Annotated in this window: 13 protein-coding genes; 10 read left to right on the top strand and 3 right to left on the bottom strand. The window is 65.6% G+C overall.

Annotation, left to right across the window (positions count from 1 at the left end):
* Positions 1-221: 221 nt before the first annotated feature.
* On the top strand, positions 222-1,703 hold the full coding sequence (locus K2O51_RS21030) for an FAD-dependent oxidoreductase (RefSeq protein WP_011297823.1): 1,482 nt from the start codon (positions 222-224) through the stop codon (positions 1,701-1,703).
* Positions 1,704-1,728: 25 nt separating this feature from the next.
* Here the strand turns inward: K2O51_RS21030 and K2O51_RS21025 are convergent, their stop codons facing one another.
* Both K2O51_RS21025 and K2O51_RS21020 read right to left on the bottom strand, forming a co-directional pair.
* Positions 1,729-3,252 carry an amidase gene (locus tag K2O51_RS21025; RefSeq protein ID WP_220631608.1) on the bottom strand — a complete coding sequence of 508 codons (1,524 nt, stop codon included), beginning with the start codon at positions 3,250-3,252 and terminating at the stop codon, positions 1,729-1,731.
* Positions 3,253-3,328: 76 nt separating this feature from the next.
* Positions 3,329-4,324, bottom strand: coding sequence for a Bug family tripartite tricarboxylate transporter substrate binding protein (locus K2O51_RS21020; protein ID WP_011297821.1), 996 nt, complete (start codon positions 4,322-4,324; stop codon positions 3,329-3,331).
* A 180-nt stretch (positions 4,325-4,504) separates the two neighbouring features.
* On the opposite strand from K2O51_RS21020, the gene K2O51_RS21015 reads away from it, so the two are divergent.
* From K2O51_RS21015 to K2O51_RS20975, 9 genes are all read left to right on the top strand, one after another.
* Positions 4,505-5,428 carry a LysR family transcriptional regulator gene (locus K2O51_RS21015; protein WP_245001946.1) on the top strand — a complete coding sequence of 308 codons (924 nt, stop codon included), beginning with the start codon at positions 4,505-4,507 and terminating at the stop codon, positions 5,426-5,428.
* 146 nt (positions 5,429-5,574) lie between these two features.
* Positions 5,575-6,819 carry an NAD(P)/FAD-dependent oxidoreductase gene (locus K2O51_RS21010; RefSeq protein WP_011297819.1) on the top strand — a complete coding sequence of 415 codons (1,245 nt, stop codon included), beginning with the start codon at positions 5,575-5,577 and terminating at the stop codon, positions 6,817-6,819.
* Between the two features lie 138 nt (positions 6,820-6,957).
* Positions 6,958-8,220, top strand: coding sequence for an ROK family protein (locus K2O51_RS21005; protein WP_220631607.1), 1,263 nt, complete (start codon positions 6,958-6,960; stop codon positions 8,218-8,220).
* Positions 8,207-9,766: a sugar ABC transporter ATP-binding protein gene (locus K2O51_RS21000; protein ID WP_220631606.1), complete on the top strand. Its 1,560-nt coding sequence runs from the start codon at positions 8,207-8,209 to the stop codon at positions 9,764-9,766. Before K2O51_RS21005 ends, K2O51_RS21000 begins: the two co-directional genes overlap by 14 nt.
* Positions 9,767-9,833: 67 nt before the next feature.
* On the top strand, positions 9,834-10,856 hold the full coding sequence (locus K2O51_RS20995) for an ABC transporter permease subunit (RefSeq protein ID WP_011297816.1): 1,023 nt from the start codon (positions 9,834-9,836) through the stop codon (positions 10,854-10,856).
* Between the two features lie 64 nt (positions 10,857-10,920).
* Positions 10,921-11,844, top strand: a complete 924-nt coding sequence (locus K2O51_RS20990) for an ABC transporter substrate-binding protein (RefSeq protein ID WP_049796457.1) — start codon at positions 10,921-10,923, stop codon at positions 11,842-11,844.
* A 51-nt stretch (positions 11,845-11,895) separates the two neighbouring features.
* A complete protein-coding gene (gene zwf, locus K2O51_RS20985) occupies positions 11,896-13,377 on the top strand; it encodes a glucose-6-phosphate dehydrogenase (protein WP_011297814.1) in 1,482 nt (493 codons plus the stop codon).
* Between the two features lie 34 nt (positions 13,378-13,411).
* Positions 13,412-15,040, top strand: coding sequence for a glucose-6-phosphate isomerase (pgi, locus tag K2O51_RS20980; RefSeq protein WP_011297813.1), 1,629 nt, complete (start codon positions 13,412-13,414; stop codon positions 15,038-15,040).
* Positions 15,041-15,049: 9 nt separating this feature from the next.
* A complete protein-coding gene (locus tag K2O51_RS20975) occupies positions 15,050-15,976 on the top strand; it encodes a carbohydrate kinase family protein (RefSeq protein ID WP_220631605.1) in 927 nt (308 codons plus the stop codon).
* Positions 15,977-16,130: 154 nt separating this feature from the next.
* On the opposite strand, the gene K2O51_RS20970 is transcribed toward K2O51_RS20975, so the two are convergent.
* Complete coding sequence (locus tag K2O51_RS20970) at positions 16,131-17,306, bottom strand: extracellular catalytic domain type 2 short-chain-length polyhydroxyalkanoate depolymerase (RefSeq protein WP_011297811.1); 1,176 nt, start codon at positions 17,304-17,306, stop codon at positions 16,131-16,133.
* Positions 17,307-17,367: the final 61 nt, after the last annotated feature.

Genomic DNA, 17,367 nt, shown 5'->3' with positions numbered 1-17,367 from the left:
CGGGCGTCTGCCTCGCTGAAGGACGCATGGTTACCATGCGCAGCCGCTGACTCCCTGGCATCAGTCCAGCCTGCCCGAAACATCGCCTAGTCCGATAAGACGATGAATGGCAACCCGCGGTCAAAGTAATGTCGGCTCGGGTTGCCGCAAGGCAACGTGGTGAAGCATCAACAAGCCCGGACACGACCCGTGTCTGTGGGCTCTTCTCACGAGGCTGATTCATGTCATTGGAGTTCTCCGTCACGCACCCCTGTCGCCTTGGGAACGTCCCGCAATGGGACATGGAAACCGACGTGGTCGTCGTCGGCTTTGGCGCGGCGGGCGCGTGTGCAGCCATCGAAGCTGCCCAAGCCGGCGCTGTGGTCACGCTGTTCGAGGTCGCTTCCGGCAGTGGCGGCACAAGCGCCTTGTCCGGGGGCGAGATTTACCTGGGCGGTGGCGGTGGTACGCCCGCTCAACAGCAGGCTGGCTTTGTCGACGATACCGAGGACCTGTACCGCTACCTGCTCATGGCAGGCGGCCCTGATGCCGACGAGCCCAAGGTTCGCACCTATGCAGACGGCAGCCGTGCTCACTATGACTGGCTTGTCGAACAGGGGCTGACCTACAAGAACACCTATCTGCCAGAGCGCATGCTTGAGCCGGAGACGGACGACTGCCTGATCTGGTCGGGCAGTGAGGAGGCATGGCCTTTTTCCGGCAACGCGAAGCCTTGCCCGCGCGGCCATACGCCGCAGTGGGCCGGCTGGGGCGGCGGCCGCATGCTGATGGACGTGCTGGCCGCGCGCGTTGTCAAGCTTGGCGTGGATGTGCGCTATGACAGCCGCGTCCTCGCGTTGATTGCCGATGAGGCGAACAACGTGCACGGGGTTGTCGTGCGCATCAACGGCCAGACGCGCTACGCACGCGCACGCAGCGGCGTCGTGCTTTGCGCCGGCGGGTTCGTGATGAATCGCGACATGGTCAGGCGACACGCACCCGGCCTGCTGCGCGCGAACGAGCCGATTGGCAGCCCCGGAGACGACGGCTCGGGCATCCTGATGGGAATCAGCGTGGGCGGCGCCGCGATACACATGGATCAGGGCTTCGTCAGCTTGCCCTTCTACGCGCCCGAATCGCTGATCAAGGGCGTGTTCGTCAATGAACGCGGCCAGCGCTTCATCAACGAGGACTGCTATCACGGCCGCATCGGCCACCACATCATGCAGCAGCTCGGCGACCGTATCTATCTGCTGGTCGATAGTGCCACGTATCAGCAGCCCGCTGAATTCACGCGCATCGGCATTGCCGCCGCTGGCGACACCTGGGAGGAAGTCGAGCATGATCTGGGCATGCCGGCGGGAACACTGAGCGCCACGGTGTCGAACTACAACCGGCACGCTGCCGACGGCGCTGATCCCCTGTTCCACAAAGCGGCGAAGTGGCTGAAACCGCTCGATGAACCGCCCTTTGTCGCGCTCGACTGCCGCGTCGACTATGCGTTCTATCCGCACTTCACGCTGGGAGGATTGGACACATTGCCCACTGGCCAGGTGCTCAGCGAGAAACGCGTACCGATCCACGGTCTTTATGCTGCCGGACGAACGTCGTGTGGATTGCCACGCTGGGGCGGCGGGTACAGCTCAGGGATGTCACTCGCGGATGCCACCTTCTTCGGCCGACAAGCCGGGCGGCACGCTGCCGCCTCGGCGAGCCGATCCTGAGCTCAACTGGTGGCGGGACGCGGATTCAAACGGCCGATACGCCGTTCGACTGCGTCGTCCCGCCAAAGGTGGGCGGCGCCGTCACGATGGAGCGAAGCGCGGGCACGGCCGGCACGATGGCATCGAGGTCGGGAATCGGACGGCACAGTGCTGGCGAGGCCGCAAAGGCGGTCTCCATCGCTTGCGCCACGCCGAGCGCCATGGCATCGCCGCGAAAGCCTCCGGTTATCTGCAGACCGAATGGCATGCTTTGCTCGTCCACGCCGCATGGCAATGAAATGGCCGGGTGTGTGGTCAGGGTGACCACATAGGTCAGTGCCAGCCAGCGGTAATAGTTCTCTTGCCGCTCGCCATTGATGATTTCCGCGAACAGGCGGGTCCACGGAAATGGCGAGACCGGCGTCGTCGGCGACAGGATGACGTCATAGTCCCGGTATGCCTGCTGGAAGCGTTGCAGGATCCGTGTCTGTTCGGCCTGGGCCCAGGCGCTGTCGCCGAGCGACATCTTCGCGCCCAGCTCATAGTTGGCGCGGGTGTTGGGCCCGAGGCTGCCGGGATCGCGCTGATAGGCCTCATGCAGGCTCGCGACGAAGCTCTCTGCGCGCAACACGTCAAAGCATCGGTGCACATCGCCCAGATCGAAACTGACCTCATCGCAGGACTTGAAGAGGTGCCGCATTTCGGCGATCTTCGCGCGAAAGACGCGGCGGATGCCGTCGTCGACGCTGCAACTTCCAAAATCCTCTGTCCAGCCGACACGCAGGTCGGAAAGGTCGACGTGCTGCGGGGTCAGGAAGGCGCCAGGGTCGAGTTCATAGCTGAGCGGATCGGAGACCGATGCACCCGCCGATGCTGCCAGCTGCAGGCAGGCGTCGGCGACCGTGCGGCCCATCGGGCCAACCACCGAAATCGGGGTCCAGCCCAACAGCTTGCGCGAGTTCGGCACGACGCCCGGCGAAGGCCGGAAGCCCACCACGCCGCACTTGGCCGCCGGGATACGCAGCGATCCTCCCGTATCGGACCCCGTACAGACCGGCAGAAAGCCTGCGGCCAGCGCCGCGGCCGAGCCGCCCGAGGAGCCCCCGGCGTTCAGGTTCGGATTGAACGGGTTGCCGGTGGCGCCCCATACCGCATTGCGGGAGTTTGCCCCCGCACCCATCTCCGGAATATTGGTCTTGCCAACCACGATGGCGCCGGCCGCGCGCAGGCGTGCCACAAGGACATTGTCCTGGCTGGGCACGTTGTCACGGTAAAGCGGCGAGCCATAAGTCGTGAGCAGCCCGGCGGTCGCCTCCAGATCCTTGACGCCCAGCGGCAGCCCGTGCAACAGGCCAAGCGGCTCGCCGCGCATGACGGCCTGCTCGGCCGCCCTCGCCTCCGTGCGCGCCCGCTCGTAGCAAGTCGCCGTGATCGCGTTGATGGCTGGGTTGTAGGTCTCGATACGGGCAATGCAGGCGTCCAGCAGCTCCACGGGAGAGATTTCGCGGGTGCCGATCAGCCGGCGAAGTTCGACTGCGGAGGCGGAAGTCAGCGAGTCCTTCGAGTACATGGGACGATAGTTTCCTGGAGCGGCCGCTGGGTTTGCGAGCGGCCCGGGACGTGGATCGGTGGGCGTTTGCGCAGGCTCAGTCGAGCTTGATATTGGAGCGCCGCGCTACCTCGCGCATTTGAGGCATCTCTTTCGCGATCAAGTCGCTGACTTGCTTGCCCGGCGCGTAGTGCGGTTCGATGCCGTTATCGTTCAGCTTTCGTTGCGTGTCCGGGGCGGCGAGGACTTCGGCCAGCGCTTTCTCGAGCCTGGCGTGGACCTCCGGCGGCAAACCGCGCGGGGCGACCAGCGCGATCCAGGTACTGGCGTCCATGCCGGGATAGCCGCTCTCGGCCACTGTCGGCACATCAGGCAGCAGCGCCGAACGCTTGGCCGTGGTGACGGCGATGGCCTTGACCTTGCCGCCCTTGACCTGCGGGAGGGCTGCGGCCACGGTATCGATGCTGAATGGGACCTGGCCGCCAATCAGGTCGGTCATGGCTGGTGAACTGCCTTTGTAGGGCACGTGCAGCAGCTTTGTGCCGGTGAGGCTCAGCAGCGCTTCGCCGGCAAAATGCGCGGTGGTTCCCGCCCCGAACGAGCCATAGGAATACTTGCCGGGATTCGCTTTGGCGGCGGCGACGAATTCCTTCAGGTTGTTGACCGGCACATCGCGGTTGGCCAGCAGGATCAGGCCGGTGGATCCGATCAGGCCAATCGGCTCGAAGTTCTTTTGCGGGTCATAAGGCAAGCGCGGATAGATGGCAGGGTTGACCGTGAAAGTCGTTCCGGACGTTGCCAGCAGGGTGTAGCCATCGGCGGCTGATTTCGCGACATAGCTGGCACCGACAATCGTGCCCGCGCCCGGGCGGTTGTCGACGACCACGGTCTGACCGAGCTTCTCGCCGAGCTTCTGGCCGATGATGCGGCCCACGACGTCGGTCGCGCCGCCCGGCGGAAACGGCAGCACCAGCTGGATCGACTTGGTGGGGTAGTTGCCTTGCGCGCTTGCCAGGGCAGGCGTCAGGGCCGCCCCCATGGCGAGTGCGCAGGCAGTCAGCACGGAAAGAGCGTGGTGGAGAGGAGGTCGCATCTCGATGCTCCGGCAAGGATGGGGATCGACTGTTGGCATGCAGTGGCGCCATGCCGTGTGTCACTATCCTACGGTCTCGCCAGCCTGAATTCGTGGCAATGTTTAGAACAATTGATTGCCGTTTCGGCAATCCGTAGAATGGACAGGCTGTCCCTATCGTCACTGTCAGCGTCAGTCCCCATGTCCTCCTATCGGATCCTTCAGGAAACCGCCGTTCGCTACTTCCTCGAAGTGGTACGCACCGGCTCGGTCAAGGATGCCGCGCTCAAGCTCAACGTGGCGCCGTCAGCGGTCAGCCGGCAGATTGCCAAGCTCGAAAGCGAGCTGGACACCCTGCTGTTCGACCGACGAGCGCGGGGTCTGGTCCCCAATGCCGCGGGCGAGTTGCTGGCCGCGTTCGCGAAGCGGTCGCTGCAGGACATCGAACGCGTCACGGGTGACATCCAGGCACTGCGGGGTCTGCGCGCAGGACGAGTGCGGCTGGCCAGCGTCGAGGGCATCGCGCACGAATTTCTTCCCACCCTGGCGGCAAGGTTCAGGGAGCAGCACACGGGCATTCGATTCGATCTGGATGTCTGCCTGCAGGGCGATGTCGCGCGGCGGATCCGCGACGGCGAGGCCGATATCGGGGTCACGCTGAGCGGACTGCCTGAACGGGAGATCGAGGTGGAACTTCGCCACCCTGCCCCCGTACTGGCGATCATGGCGCCCGACCACCCGCTCGCGGGGCAACGCCAGGTTTCGCTGTCGCAAGTCATTGCCTATCCGCTCGCCTTGCCGCCGAAGGGCAGCTCGCTGCGGCAGCTGCTTGATACGAGCTGCAGCCGCCAGGACCTGCACTACCAGACGGTGTTTTCCAGCAATCATCTCGACGCGCTCGTAAGCTTCGTGGTGGCAGGCGGCGGCGCCATCAGTTTCTATGGGGAGCTGTCGGTACGCGGGCGCCTGGAGTCCGGCACGATCGCCGCCGTGCCGTTGCGCGACCGGGAAATGAACGAGCGCTACATCGAGATCCAAACGCTGGCCAAGCGCAGCTTGCCCCCTGCGGCGCGCGCCTTCGTGCAGCAGTTGGTGCAGACCATTACCGGTGTCGGCACCGCTTGATTGCCGAAATTGCAATCCATGGTTCTGTTAAATGCTGCGCAGGCATATTTCCTTCGGTTCGCGCGACACGGAGAATCTGAAGCGGATCTGATCAGGCATGACCAGGAATCAGCCAAGGCAACCCTACAAGAGACAGCACGGAAGGCATGACAAAGGACATTGTGGTACTTGGCGCCGGCATGGTGGGCGTATGCACGGCGCTGGCACTGCGCCAGCGCGGCCATGCGGTGGTACTGGTCGATCGCCAGGCACCCGGCAGAGAAACCTCCTACGGCAACGCCGGCATTATTCAGCGGGAGGCGGTGCAGCCTTATGCCTTTCCGCGCGAGTGGCAGGCCATCCTGCGCGTTGCCCTGCGCCAGGGCAATGATGTGCACTACCATCCCGGCGCGCTGGCACACCTGTCACCGACGCTTATGCGTTACTGGCGCGAGTCGGCGCCCGATCGCTATGCGTCCATCGTGACCGCCTACAGCGCGCTGATCCGCCACTGCCTGAGCGAGCACGACCGGCTGATCACGCTCGCTGGCGCGCAAGACCTTGTGCGGAAATCCGGTTGGCTGCAGGGCTACCGCACGGCGCAAGCGTTCGATCGCGCGGCGAGCGAAGCCGCCGCAATCGCGCGCGGCCATGAACTGGATTGCAAGGTTCTCGACCAGGCTGGTGTAGTTGCCACGGAACCGGCCATCAGCGGGAAACTCGCTGGTGCGATCCACTGGCGCGATCCCTGGACAATCGCCGACCCCGGTGAGCTTGTCACGCGCTATGCCGCGCTGTTCGAACGCGAAGGCGGTGAGTTCCGCCGCGGGGACGCTACCACTTTGAGGCAGACAGGCGCAGGCTGGACCGTAACCACGGAAACGGGTCCGCTAAGCGCAGCCAATGTCGTGATCGCCCTCGGTCCATGGGCTTCGAATCTGATCCAGACGCTCGGCTACCGCTTTCCATTGTTCGTCAAGCGCGGCTATCACCGCCACTATGCCGCCGAGCCGATGCCCCGCTTGCCGCTGCTCGATGTGGAGAGAGGCGTCATGCTGGCACCGATGCAGCGCGGCCTGCGCCTGACGACGGGCGCCGAATTCGCGCTGCGCGACGCGCCGCCAACGCCCGTCCAGTTGGGACGGGCGGAAAGCTATGCGCGGGAACTGGTGAATCTGGGATCACCGGCCGAGTCGCAGCCGTGGCTTGGTGCACGTCCTTGCGTGGCCGACATGAAGCCCATCGTCGGCAAGGCTCCCCGCCATGAAGGCCTCTGGTTCCACTTTGGACACGGGCATCAGGGCTTCACGCTGGGACCGGTAACGGCGCGCCTGCTCGCAGAGGTGATCAACGGCGAGCAGCCCTACGTGGATCCCTTGCCCTACGACCCTGTTCGCTTCGCCGCGATGTAACCCAACTCCCTCACTTTCCAATGTGACGAAGCTGCCTTGCGGGTTTTCCCGCGGTTGAGTTCTGCCCGTCCGTGCTATTTAATTCAACGTGAATTAATTAATAGCGCTCCTCGATGGAGCCAACCGGACGGAGACAAGATGACCGCATCCAAGGCGGGCCGTGGCGTGAATTCCGCCAGCCTGCGTCTCTACAACGAACGGGCCCTGCTGCTTGCGCTGCGCCGCGCGGGTGAAGCTTCTAAGGCAGATCTGGCCCGCATGGCTCAGCTGACCAATACGGCGGTGGGCAGCATCGTGCAAACGCTGACCGACGAAGGCCTGATCCAGCTTGCCGGACGGCGCGTGGACGGCCAGCGCGGGCAGCCTGCCAGCCTGATTCGCCTTCAGCCCAAGGGCGCCTTCGGCATTGGCGTGCGGCTGGACCGCGGCAGCATCGAGGCCGTGATGGTCGATTTTGCCGGGCATATCCTGGCCAGCCGGGCGCACCAGATGGTCCTGCCCCATCCCGATCAGGCGCTGGAGCTGGTGCGTCGCGACATCGATGAAATGCGCGCCCTGCTCTCCCCGGTTGAGCAAAAACGCCTGCTCGGCATCGGCGTTGCCCAGCCCTACAACCTCGGCGCGTGGCTGCGAGAGCTCGATCTGCAAGGTGAGACCTTCCAGGCCACATTCCGCGCCTGGGACGAGGTGGATTTCCCGTCGATGCTGGCCGACGCCACGCTGCTGCCGGTGTTCAGCGAGAACGACGGCACCGCGGCCGCGGTCGCGGAACTCTTCTACGGTCGGCACCACGCCCAGCACTTCCTCTATGTCTTTCTCGGTCCGGCGATTGGGGGCGGCGTGGTCCTGAACGGCGACTGCGTGCGCGGCGTCTCCGGCAATGCCGGCGATATCGCGATGATGCCGGTGCCGCCCAGCAGGCTGGCTTCTGCCGCGACGGTGCCCGGCCGGCGGCGGGACATCCTGATTTCCCGCGCCTCGCTCAACGCACTGACACGCCACCTGCGCCACCACGGCGTGACGGTGCATGGCCATGCCGACTTGCAGCGCGAGGTGGAACTGAAGCACCCGGCCGTGGCGGAATGGGTCGATGACTGTGTCGATGCGCTGGCGCCGTCGCTGCAATCCGCGCTGGCCGTGCTGGACGTGCCCCTGGTGATCTTTGATGCCGATATCGATGGCGGTCTGGTGCCCACGCTGATCGAGCGACTGCAGCAAGAGCTGGACGCCAATGCCCCCGAGGCGCGCCCGGCCGCCCGCATCGTGCGTGGCTGCTTTGGCGCCAATGCCGGCGCGGTCGGCGCCGCTTCGCTGCCGATGTTCATGAACTTCTCGCCGCGCGCCGAACTGCTCAAGGGCGCGTCCGCCATCGTTCCGGAGGCCAGCCATGCCACTGTCTGAAGCCACTGCGGCCGCGGCGCCGCTGCTGGAAATGCGCAACATTTCCAAGACTTTCCCGGGTGTGAAGGCACTCAGCAATGTCCAGCTCACGATCTTCCCGGGCGAAGTCCACGCGTTGATGGGCGAAAACGGCGCGGGCAAATCCACGCTGATGAAGATACTCTCCGGCGCCTATATCGCCGATGAGGGCGCCGAGTGCCGCATCGGCAGCCGGCCCGTGGTCATCGACGGCCCGCTCGCGGCCCGCGCGCATGGTGTGGCGGTGATCTACCAGGAGCTGAGCCTGGCCCCCAACCTGAGTGTGGCCGAGAACATCTATCTGGGACGGCACCTGCACCGCCACGGCATGGTGGACCGCGCCACAATGGCGCGCGCCTGCGAAGGCACGCTAGCCAGGCTTGGTGCTGACTTCACGCCGCAGACGCTGGTCGAGCGCCTGTCGATCGCCCAGCGCCAACTGGTGGAAATCGCACGCGCGGTGCATTTCGAGACTCGCATTCTGGTGATGGACGAACCCACCACGCCACTGTCCACCCGCGAAACCGACCGCCTGTTCGCGCTGATCCGCCAGCTGCGGGCCGACGGCATGGCCATCATCTACATCAGCCACCGCATGGCCGAGATCGACGAACTCGCGGATCGCGTCACCGTGCTGCGCGACGGCTGCTACGTCGGCACGCTGGAAAAGGCCCAGCTGACCCAGGCGGGGCTGGTCAAGATGATGGTCGGCCGCGACCTGTCGGGCTTCTACACCAAGACGCATGGCGAGACGCAGGTCGGCGACATGGTGCTGTCGGTGCGCAATATGTCGGACGGCCGCCGCGTGCGCGATTGCAGCTTCGACCTGCATGCCGGAGAGGTCCTGGGCCTGGCTGGCCTCGTCGGCGCGGGCCGCACGGAACTGGCGAGGCTGGTGTTTGGCGCGGATGCGCGCAGCAGCGGCGCGGTGTTCCTCGCCGGCTCGCCACTGGCGATCAGCCAGCCGCGCCAGGCCATCGACGCGGGCATTGCCTACCTGACGGAAGACCGCAAGCTGCAGGGCCTGTTCCTCGACCAGAGCGTGCACGAGAACATCAACCTGATCGTTGCCGCGCGCGATGCGCTGCGCGGCGGCCGGCTCAACCGTGCCTGCGCACGCCGGCGTACGGCCGATGCCGTCAGTTCGCTGGGCATCCGCGTGGCGCATCCGCGCGTCAATGTCGGTGCGCTGTCGGGCGGCAACCAGCAGAAGGTGATGCTGTCGCGCCTGCTGGAAACCAAGCCGCGTGTGCTGATTCTGGACGAGCCCACGCGTGGCGTGGACATCGGTGCCAAGGCGGAGATCTACCGCCTGATCGACGCCCTCGCCCGCTCCGGCGTGGCCGTCCTGCTGATCTCCAGCGAATTGCCGGAAGTGGTAGGCCTGTGCGACCGCGTGCTGGTGATGCGTGAAGGCCGGCTGGTGGGCGAGGTGCAAGCCTGCCCGGATGCCGCAGCCACGCAGGAACGCATCATCGCACTCGCCACCGGCGCGGATGAGCCGGCACAGGCCACCGTACTGCACTGAACCGACATTCCCCGAGACCGCGCAGACGGTCGACGGCAAGCGCCGTCCCACAGACTCAGGAGACATCATGCGCAATTCCATTCATCCCACGGCGCACGCCGTTGCTTCACAAGGCGCGGCGCGCACGCTTGGTCGCCCCGGCGGCGCCACCACGCAGGAACGCCTTCGAGCCCTCGGCATGCTGCCGGTGCTGGTGCTGCTGTGCGCCGGCTTCACGGTGCTGACCGACAACTTCGCCAGCCTGCAAAACCTGTCGATCATCGCGCAGCAGGCGTCGATCAACCTGGTGCTGGCGGCCGGCATGACCTTCGTCATCCTGACGGGCGGGATCGACCTGTCGGTCGGTTCCATCCTGTCGATCTCGGCGGTGGCGGCGATGCTGACGTCGCTGACGCCGGAACTGAGTGCGCTCAGCGTGCCCGCCGCGCTGCTGTGCGGCCTGCTGTTCGGGCTGGTGAACGGCGCGCTGATTGCCTTCATGAAGCTGCCGCCGTTCATCGTCACGCTCGGAAGCCTGACCGCAGTGCGCGGGCTGGCGCGGCTGGTCGGGCATGACAGCACGCTCTACAACCCGGACATCGGTTTTGCCTTCATCGGCAATGGCGACGTGCTGGGCGTGCCGTGGCTCGTGATCATCGCGGGTGCCGTGATCGCGGTGTCCTGGGTCGTGCTGCGCCGGACCGTACTGGGGCTGCAGATCTACGCCGTGGGCGGCAACGCCGAGGCGGCGCGGCTGTCGGGCATCAAGGTGTGGGTGGTGCTGCTGTTCGTCTATGCCGTGTCTGGCCTGCTGGCGGGGCTGGGCGGCGTGATGTCCGCCTCGCGCCTGTACGCGGCCAACGGCCTGCAGTTGGGCCAGTCTTATGAGCTCGACGCGATCGCCGCGGTGATCCTCGGTGGCACGAGCTTCGTGGGCGGCGTCGGCTCCATCGGCGGCACGCTGATCGGCGCGCTGATCATTGCCGCGCTTTCCAATGGGCTGGTGCTGCTGGGTGTGTCGGACATCTGGCAATACATCATCAAGGGTCTGGTCATCATCGGCGCGGTGGCGCTGGACCGCTATCGCCAGAAGGGCTCGGCCCGGACCTGAACCCGCACAGGAGACGCAAGTGATCAAGCAATTCCTGATGACAGTCGCGCTGGGCGCATGCTGCATGACCGGGGCCATGGCGCAGGCGCCGGCCAAAGACAGCGCGACGACCGCTGCGCCGCGGCAGCTGAAGAAGGTGGGCGTCACGCTGGGCTCGCTCGGCAATCCCTACTTCGTGGCGCTGGCCCGCGGCGCCGAAGCAGCCGCGAAGCAGGTCAACCCGCAGGCCAAGGTCACCGTGCTGTCGGCCGACTATGACCTCAACAAGCAGTTCTCGCACATCGATAGCTTCATCGTCGCCGGCGTGGACCTGATCCTGATCAACGCGGCCGATGCGCGCGCCATCGAGCCGGCCGTGCGCAAGGCGAAGAAGGCAGGCATCGTGGTGGTCGCGGTGGACGTGGCCGCAGCCGGCGCCGACGCCACCGTGCAGACCGACAACATCCAGGCCGGCGAACTCGCTTGCGGTTTCATCGCCGAGCAACTCAAGGGCCATGGCAACGTCATCATCCAGAACGGGCCGCCGGTGTCGGCGGTGCTGGATCGGGTCAGGGGCTGCAAGACGGTGCTGGCCAAGCACCAGGACATCCGCATCCTGTCCGACGACCAGGACGGCAAGGGATCGCGCGAAGGCGGCCTCAATGTCATGCAGCTCTACCTGACGCGCTTTCCCAAGGTGGATGCGGTCTTCACCATCAATGACCCGCAGGCCGTCGGCGCCGATCTGGCCGCCCGGCAGCTCAACCGGCGCGGCATCCTGATCGCTTCGGTCGATGGCGCGCCCGACATCGAGGCCGCGCTGAAGGCCGACACGCTCGTGCAAGCTTCGGCCAGCCAGGATCCGTGGGCCATCGCCCGCACGGCAGTGCAGCTGGGCGTCGGCATGATGAACGGCCAGCGGCCCGCCAAACCGGTGGTGCTGCTGCCCTCCACGCTCGTCACGCGCGCCAATGTCCGCGATTACAAGGGCTGGGCGACCCCGAGATAGTGCGCGCCCTGCCATACCCCGAACACCTTTCTGACCGTCCCAGGTGACATGATGGATAGCTCCAAGACCGGCGCGCAGGCCCCGGATTTCGACTTCGTATTGTTCGGCGCCACGGGCGACCTCGCGCGCCGCAAGCTCCTGCCCGCCTTGTTCGATGCGCATGCGGCAGGCGCGCTGCATCCGCGTGGACGGATCCTCGCGCTGGGCAGCCAGCCGCTCTCCCACGAGGCCTATCTGGCCATGCTCAACGACGAGGTACTGCCCGCGCTGGCCGGCAACGCCGTGGCCTCGTCCTGGCCCAGCTTCGTGGAGCGAATCGTCTACCTGCAGGTGGACGCCAACGCCGAGCCGGGCTTCGATGCGTTGGCGGAGCTGGTGAATGCCCGGGCCGCGCCGGTGGTCGTGTACTACCTGGCCACCGCCCCTCACCTCTTCGTCAGAATCTGCGAGCAGTTGTCGCGTGTCGGCCTGACCGACCAACGCAGCCGCATCGTCCTGGAAAAGCCGTTGGGCCATGACCTGGAATCGTCCGAGGAAATCAATTCGGCCGTGGCCAGATTCTTCGCCGAAGACCAGATCTATCGGATCGATCACTACCTGGGCAAGGAGTCCGTACAGAACCTGATGGCAGTGCGTTTCGGCAACGTACTGTTCGAGCCCCTGTGGCGGCGCGAGTGGGTGAAGGAGGTCCAGATCACGATCGCCGAGGAATTGGGCGTGGAGCGGCGCGGCAATTTCTACGACGGCATCGGGGCCCTGCGGGACATGGTGCAGAACCATTTGCTGCAGCTACTGTGCATGGTCGCCATGGAACCGCCCACGAGCTTGTCCGAAGACGCCATCCGCGACGAGAAGCTGAAGATCCTCAAGGCGCTCAAGCCGATCCGGCCCGAGACAGTGGCGGAGACGGTAGTGCGCGGCCAGTACTGCCGCGGCGCGGCTGGCGGCGACCCGGTGCCGGGATACGTGAGCGAGCCAGGCATCCCGGCCGACAGCCGGACCGAGACCTTTGTGGCCATCAAGGCCGAGATCGCGAACTGGCGTTGGGCCGGCGTGCCCTTCTACCTGCGCACCGGAAAACGCATGCAGTCGCGCGTGGCGGAGATCGTCATCCACTTCCACGATGTACCCTGCGCGCTGTTCGATCGGCCGCTGGGCACGCCGGCAGGGAACCGGCTGGTCATCACGCTGCAGCCGGAGGAGAGCATCCGGCTTTATTTCCTGACCAAGCAACCCGGAGACACGCAGGCCCTGGTGCCGGCCTCGCTGGATCTCCAGCGCCCGGGGACAGGCACGCGCGTGCGCCGCATGGGCGCGTACGAGCGCCTGCTGCTCGATGTCATCCGCGGCAGGCTCGGCCTCTTCGTGCGGCGCGATGAACAGGTCCAGGCCTGGCGCTGGGTCGCACCGATTCTCAAGACGTGGCAGAGCACCAACACGCCGCCCAAGCTGTACACCGCCGGCACATGGGGGCCGGCGGCCTCCAGCGCCCTGTTGTCGCGCGACGGCATGGCGTGGCATGAAGAAATGTAGTTCTGTCGTCCGAATTTCCGTTGGAGCAATCCCGATGTCGACGTCCCTCTCCGCCTGGCAATCCCTGCGCGAGCATGCCGCCAAAATTCGCCATACCCATATGCGTGACTGGTTCACGGGTCCGCAGGGCCAGGCGCGCTCCGTGCGCCTGACCGTTGAGGCCTGCGGTCTGACCCTTGACTACGCCAAGAACCGCGTCACCGAAGACACCCTGTCGCTGCTGTTCGCACTCGCCCGCCAGGCTCGCGTTTGCGAGCGGCGCGATGCCATGTTTGCCGGCGAGCCGGTCAACACCACGGAGCGCCGCGCTGCGCTCCATATGGCGCTGCGCGCTCACCCCGGTGACGGCTACCGCGCACTGGGCGTGCCGGTGGAGGCCGATGTATCCGCCGTGCTGGCGCAGATGGAACGCTTCGCGCGAGACGTGCGCAGCGGCAGCTGGACCGGCTTTGATGGACGCGCCATCACGGATGTGGTCAACATCGGCATCGGCGGTTCCGACCTCGGGCCGCGTATGGTGTGCCGCGCGCTGGAGCAGGACACAGAACCGGGGCCCCGCCTGCATTTCGTCGCCAACGTGGACGGCTACGACCTGGCCCGCACGCTGGCTCGCCTCGATGCCGCCACCACGCTGGTGATCGTCTGCTCCAAGACGTTCACCACGCTGGAAACAATGGCCAACGCCCGCACCGCGCGCGACTGGTTCCTGCGCCATGGCGTCACGCACTCGGACCTGGCGCGCCACTTTGTGGCCGTGTCGACGAACCGGGACGCCGTGGCGGCGTTCGGCATCGACCCCGTCAACATGTTCCCGTTCTGGGACTGGGTGGGCGGGCGCTTCTCGCTGTGGTCGGCGGTTGGCCTGTCGATCGCGGTGGCGATCGGCTTTGACAGGTTCCGCCAGTTGCTGGATGGCGCACGCGCCATGGACCGGCATTTCGCCGGCGCGCCGCCCGAACAGAACCTGCCGATGATCCTGGGCCTGCTGGATGTCTGGTATCGCAGCTTCCTCGGCACCGCCAGCCGCTGCGTCGCGCCGTATTGCGAGCCGCTGGACCTGCTGCCGGCGTTCCTGCAGCAGCTCGAAATGGAGAGCAACGGGAAGTCGGTGCAGCACGACGGTGCGGCGCTGGAGGCCGGTTCGGCTGCGGTCGTATGGGGCACCACCGGCACCAATGGCCAGCATGCCTATTTCCAGATGGTCCACCAGGGCTCGCAGCTCGTACCGGTGGACTTTATCGCTTGCCTGCAACCGCACAGCGACCTGCCCGGCCACCATACCAAGCTGCTGGCAAATTGCTTTGCGCAGGGAGAAGCGCTGCTGCGCGGGCGCACCGCCGACGAAGTACGCGCCGAGGGGAAGGCTGACGAGGCGCTGGTGCCGCATCTGGTATTTGAAGGGAACCGCCCCAGCAATACGTTGCTGCTGCAGCGGCTGGATGCGTTCCACCTCGGCGCCTTGCTCGCGATGTCGGAACATCGCACCTTTGTGCAAGGCGCGCTTTGGAACATCAATCCCTTCGATCAATGGGGCGTGGAACTTGGCAAGATGCTGGCCCGTCCCATCGAGCGCGAACTGGAAGGAGCGCCCCCGCAGCCGCATGACGCGTCGACGGCCGCGCTGATCCGCCGCGCCGCACAGTTTTGTGCAAGCACAGACTAGGAGACACGGATGTCAAGACCCCTGCCCCGCTACGTCGTGTTCGGTGAGGCGCTCACCGACATGGTGCTCCAGGCCGACGGCAACTGGCTCGGCCTGCCAGGCGGATCCTGCTGGAATGTGGCCCGCGTCGGCGCGCGCCTGGGCATCGACACGGCCTTTGCCGGCGCTGTCAGCCAGGACCTGTTCGGCGATACACTGGCCCGGGCCACCGAGGAAGCCGGACTCGACATGCGCTTTCTGCAACGTGTCGAGCGTTCGCCGTTCCTGGCTTTTGTCGCTTCGCGGCATCCTCCACAATACTTTTTCGTGGGCGACGACAGTGCCGACCTGCATTTCGAGCCGTCCCGGCTGCCGCAGGGCTGGCACGAGGCGGCGGAGGTCATTCACTTCGGCTCCATCAGTCTGGTACGGCAGCCGCTGGCCGGACGCCTGTGCGAGGAAGCCACGCAGGCCGCTGCGGCCGGCAAGCGCATTGCCTTCGATCCCAACTACCGCTCGCTCATGAGCGCACCGGGCTATGGCGAAACGCTTGCGCACATGCTGCGGCTGGCGTCCTACGTCAAGATCTCGGATGAAGACCTGGCGGGCCTCTTCCCGGCGCTGCCACTGGACGCGGCGCTTGCGCAGGTGCGGGCCATCGCGCCGAACGCCACCATCATGCTCACGCGCGGGGCTGATGGCCTGACGCTGCTGCAGTCGGACATCGTGGTGGAGCAGCCGGCGTTCCGGGTGGAGGTTGCCGATACCGTCGGTTGCGGGGACGCGGCCATGGGCGGCTGGATGGCCTCGGTGCTTAGCGAGCCGCGAGCGGACCTTGCGGGCCAGGCGCGACTAGCGGCAGCGGCAGCGGCAGTCGCGGCCAGCCATGCGGGTGCTTATGCGCCCTTGTGGCGAGAGCTGGAGGGGTTGGCGGCAATGCCCCGGGGATCGGCGTAATTGCCGGTCTGCCAGAGAGTCATCAGGCGAAGTACCCTTCGTCGATGTGAAGCAGTTGCTCTTCCACGAGATGGGCGCCCAGCTCGGTGTGGATCTCCGGAAATATGCGCATTCATGGTGGCATTTTGCCAAACCCGCCATCGCAAAGGTTTCCCTACCGTGTGGCTTCGCCAATGATGCTTTCAATCACCCGCATCTGCGGCGCCTTGCTGGTCAGGTAACGCCTGGCCTGCGGCGTCTCATCGTCCAGATAGCCCCACCAGTCCCAGCAGGCGTTCGGGTTCGGCTTCACCCAGCTGGAATCGGCAATCCGCAACGCCGCGGGCATGGCGCAAACCTCTCCATCCATGGACGTCTGGTGATCGAGCGCCGGGTAGATGACGATGACCTTGTAGTAGTCCGCCCAATTGTTGTAGCCCGCGGTCACGGCAAACTCTTTCGCCGTCTGTTTGCAGCCATGCAGTGCAATGTGTATCCGGCAACGGCTGCCGCTGCTTCGGCAGGACGGCGGAACGTAGAGATATCCGGTATCCGCCATATCGAAGTTCTTGCGCCGCGCGGTGCTGAAGGGTAGCCAGAAGATACCGTCAGGGGCGATCTTGCCGTCGCTCTTTTTGATCGGGTCGATCAGCGGCTGTTGCTTGAATGCCCAGACCTCCGTTGCCGGGATGTCCCTGACACGCCTGGTCGGATCGTAGACCGTGGCCGGTTCATAAAGGGCGTGGAAAAGCTTCCCGGCATTGTCTTCCGCGCCGCAGCGGCGAACGTAGGTCTTTTCCTTGCCATTGGACTGGCACGCATCCGTCCCGTCGGGGGAGATAATGCCGTGGCCGGCCCGGTTGCTTCCGTCCGCGGCATTCCCTCTGTCTACGACAGGCGCTTTTCCGATAAAGGCAGCCAGGAAGTCAATGCTCGCCTGACCCGACTGCTTTACCACGGTATGGTCTTCCGGGCTCTGGAAGACATAGGAGCGCTGAAGTGCCACCGGCTTGCCCGCGACCAGCTGATCGATCGACCCGCTCGCCGCTTGCGCGCGGGCGCCCGCAACATGGGGAGCAGTAGGCTGCCGTCCACACATGCAGTCATTGATTGCCACGGATAGTCGGCCGTCCGCACAGCCCCACCCCGGGCCGGCAACGGCGCCCACTCCGACGATGGAACTGGAATGGGCGACAGCGTACTGAATGGCCATGGCAGCGCCGGATGAAACCCCTGAAATCGAAACCTCATTGGGATTACCACTCCGTGCCAAACCTCTCCCGTCGTCGGCACGGGCGGTACCGAGCGCAGTGAGAATCACGAAAGCGAAGATTTTGAATTGACGCCGCACGTTGTGTCTCTCCTCCAGGACACCCGGGCTGGCGCATGCCAGCCGCTTGCCTACGCTGCCG

The sequence above is a fragment of the Cupriavidus pinatubonensis genome, from assembly GCF_019602855.1.
Taxonomy (GTDB): domain Bacteria; phylum Pseudomonadota; class Gammaproteobacteria; order Burkholderiales; family Burkholderiaceae; genus Cupriavidus; species Cupriavidus pinatubonensis.
The sequence above is the reverse complement of the archived record's forward strand: the minus strand, read 5'-3'. Positions and strand labels throughout refer to the sequence as shown.